2 protein-coding genes are annotated in these 3279 nt (G+C 73.0%); both read right to left on the minus strand.

The window, feature by feature from the left end:
• The coding region (locus ACWCO3_RS33195) for a type I polyketide synthase (RefSeq protein WP_450013886.1) at positions 1 to 3010 on the minus strand (3010 nt) is incomplete at its 3' end.
• 116 nt (positions 3011 to 3126) lie between these two features.
• Positions 3127 to 3243 carry a hypothetical protein gene (locus ACWCO3_RS33200; protein ID WP_450013888.1) on the minus strand — a complete coding sequence of 39 codons (117 nt, stop codon included), beginning with the start codon at positions 3241 to 3243 and terminating at the stop codon, positions 3127 to 3129.
• Between the last annotated feature and the right edge of the window lie 36 nt (positions 3244 to 3279).

A 3279-nucleotide genomic window follows, 5' to 3' on the forward strand; every position in this document is an offset into this window, starting at 1 on the left:
GTACCAGGACCAGCCAGGTGCCGGCGGGGGTGCCGGCGGCGCCGCCCGGGTGCGGGCGCCACGCGATGTGGTACCGCCACGAGTCGACTGTCGCCTGGTCCCGACTGCCCCGGTGCCACGAGGTGAGGCTGGGCAGGATCGGCTCGACGACCTCGCCGGGGACGCCGAGGGTGGCGGTGAGCGCGTCCACGTCGGCCCGGTCCACAGCCGACCAGAAGCCGGCTTCGGCGGGGGTGCCGCCGCCGGTGCCGGTGCCCGGGTCGGCCGCGCCGAACTCCACCTCCAGCCAGTAGCGCTGGTGCTGGAAGGGGTAGGTGGGCAGGGCGACGGTACGCGCGCCGGGGAACACCGCCGGCCAGTCCAGCCGGACGCCGTGCACGTGGGCCTCGGCCAGTGACCGGGTGAAGCGGGCCAGCCCACCCTCGTCGCGGCGCAGGCTGCCGATGACGGCGGCGGCCTCGTGCGCGCCGCCGAGCAGTTCGGTGAGCCCGCCGGTCAGCACGGGGTGCGGGCTGCACTCGATGAAGACGTGGTGCCCGTCGGCTCGCAGGCGTTCCACGGTCTCCGCGAAGAGGACCTGTTGACGTAGGTTGCGGAACCAGTAGTCGCCGTCCAGCGTGCTGGTGTCGAGCGGCTCGCCGGTGACGGTGGAGTAGAACGGGATGTCCGCCGGGCCAGGGCTGAGCCCTTCCAGGGCGGTGAGCACGGCGTCGCGGATCCGCTCGACGTGGGCGGAGTGCGAGGCGTAGTCCACGTTGATCCGACGGGCCCGTACACCGTCGCGCTCGCACTCGGCGAGCAGCTCGTCCAGGGCGTCCGCGTCGCCGGCCACCACGACCGAAGCCGGCCCGTTGACGGCGGCGACGCTGATCCGCCCGATGTAGGTCTCCAGCCGTTGCCGCACCGCGTCGGCGGGTGCCGCGACCGAGACCATGCCGCCCAGCCCGGACAACGCCGACAGGGCCTGGCTGCGCAGCGCGACGACCTTCGCGCCGTCCTCCACTGACAACGCTCCTGCGACGACGGCGGCGGCGATCTCACCCTGTGAGTGGCCGACGACCGCCGCCGGAACGACACCGTACGAGCGCCACAGCTCGGCGAGCGCCACCATGACCGCCCAGAGCGCGGGCTGCACCACGTCGACCCGCTTCAGCACCTCCGGGTCGGTGGAGCGCAACACGTCGAGCACTGACCATTCGGTGTACGGCCGCAGGGCCGCCGCGCACTGCTCGATCCGGGCGGCGAACACCGGCGAGGTCTCCATCAGCTCGGCCGCCATGCCGACCCACTGGGAGCCCTGACCGGGGAAGACGAGCACCGCGCCGGCTGCCTCACCACGGCAGGCGTACGCGTCCGCGGCGTCCGGGCCCTGCGCGGCGAGCGTGTCCAGGCGCTCACGCAGGCCGGTCAGGTCTCGGCCGACCAGCACGGCCCGGTGTTCCAGGGCCGCCCGGGTGGTGGCCAGGGAGAAGCCCACGTCGGCGGGGTCGACGGACCCCGCGGCGTCCAGGTGGGTGGCGAGCCGGCGGGCCTGCTCCCGCATCGCCGCCTCGGTACGCCCCGACAGCACCCACGGCAGCGCCCCGCCGGCCGGCGCCGGGGTCACCGGGTCGGACGACGGGGCCGGGGCCTCCTCCAGGATCACGTGCGCGTTGGTGCCGCTGACCCCGAACGCCGACACGCCGCCACGGCGGGGCAGCCCGGTGTCCGGCCAGGGCAGGCGTTCGGTGGCCAGCGCGACGGTGCCGGCCGACCAGTCGACCTGCGGGGTGGGCTCATCGACGTGCAGGGTGGGCGGGACCACCCCGTGCTGGATGGCCAGTGCCATCTTCATCATGCCGGCGATGCCGGAGGCGGCCTGGGTGTGGCCAATGTTCGACTTGACCGAGCCGATCAGCAGCGGCCGTTCGGCGGCGCGCTGCTTGCCGTACGTGGCGATCAGGGCCTGCGCCTCGATCGGGTCGCCGAGGGTGGTGCCGGTGCCGTGGGTCTCGACCACGTCGACCTGGGCGGCGGTCAGCTTCGCGTCGGTGAGCGCCTGGCGGATCATGCGCTGCTGGGCCGGGCCGTTCGGGGCGGTGAGGCCGTTCGACGCGCCGTCCTGGTTGAGGGCGCTGCCGCGTACCACGGCGATGATCGGGTGGCCCCGGCGCTGCGCGTCGGAGAGCCGCTCCAGGAGCACCAGGCCGACGCCCTCGGCCCAGCCGGTGCCGTCGGCGGACGCGGCGAACGCCTTGCAGCGGCCGTCGCGGGCCAGGCCACGCTGCCGGCTGAACTCGACGAACGGGGTCGGCGTCGACATGATCGCGACACCGCCGGCGAGGGCCAGGGAACACTCGTCGCGGCGCAGCGACTGCGCCGCCAGGTGGACGGCGACCAGCGACGACGAGCAGGCGGTGTCGATCGTGACGGCCGGCCCCTCCAACCCGAGGGAGTACGCGATCCGCCCGGACACCACGCTCGTCGAGCTGCCGGTGAGCAACTGTCCCTCGATGGCGTCGGGTGCGCTCATCAGCACCCGGGCGCTGTAATCCTGCATGGTGACGCCGGCGTAGACACCGGTGCTGGTGCCGCGCAGCGACAGCGGGTCGATCCCGGCGCGTTCGAAGGTCTCCCACGCCGATTCGAGCAGCAGTCGCTGCTGCGGGTCCATGGTGAGGGCCTCGCGCGGCGAGATCCCGAAGAACGCGGCGTCGAACTCGCCGACCGCGTCGATGAACCCCCCGTGCTTGGTGTACGTGGTGCCCCGGTGCTCCGGGTCGGGGTCGTAGAGCTCCTCCACGTTCCATCCCCGGTCGGCCGGGAACTCGGTGATGCCGTCCCGGCCGTCGGCGAGCATCCGCCACAGCTCTTCCGGGCTGTTCACACCGCCCGGGAAGCGGCAGCTCATCGCGACGATCGCGATCGGCTCCTGGTCGCGTGACTCGACGGCCTGCAGCTGACGCTTGGTGCGCCGCAGATCAGCGGTGACCTTCTTGAGGTAGTCGAGAAGCTGCTGCTCATCGGCCATCGTTCGGCCCTCCCCTAGGACGGAAGTGGTGGATCACGGAAAGTCGAGTTCGTTGTCGATCAGGTCGAAGATGTCCTCGGCGGAGGCGTCGTCGAGGTCGGCGTCGTCGGACGTGGTCACGGTAGGCACGGCCGAGGCCGGTTCCACGGCGGCGAGCAGTTCCCGAAGCCGGGCCGGACCGCCGCCAGCGCCCGAGCCGTCTGCGCCTTCACATTGCCTTCGGAGCACCCCATGGCCGCGGCCGTCTCGGCCAGCGACAGGTCGCACAG

The sequence above is a fragment of the Micromonospora sp. NPDC002411 genome, from assembly GCF_053592955.1.

Coding starts and splice junctions, on each gene's coding strand:
- ACWCO3_RS33200 (WP_450013888.1), bottom strand. CDS start 3,243: ATGGGGTGCTCCGAAGGCAATGTGAAGGCGCAGACGGCTCGGGCGCTG.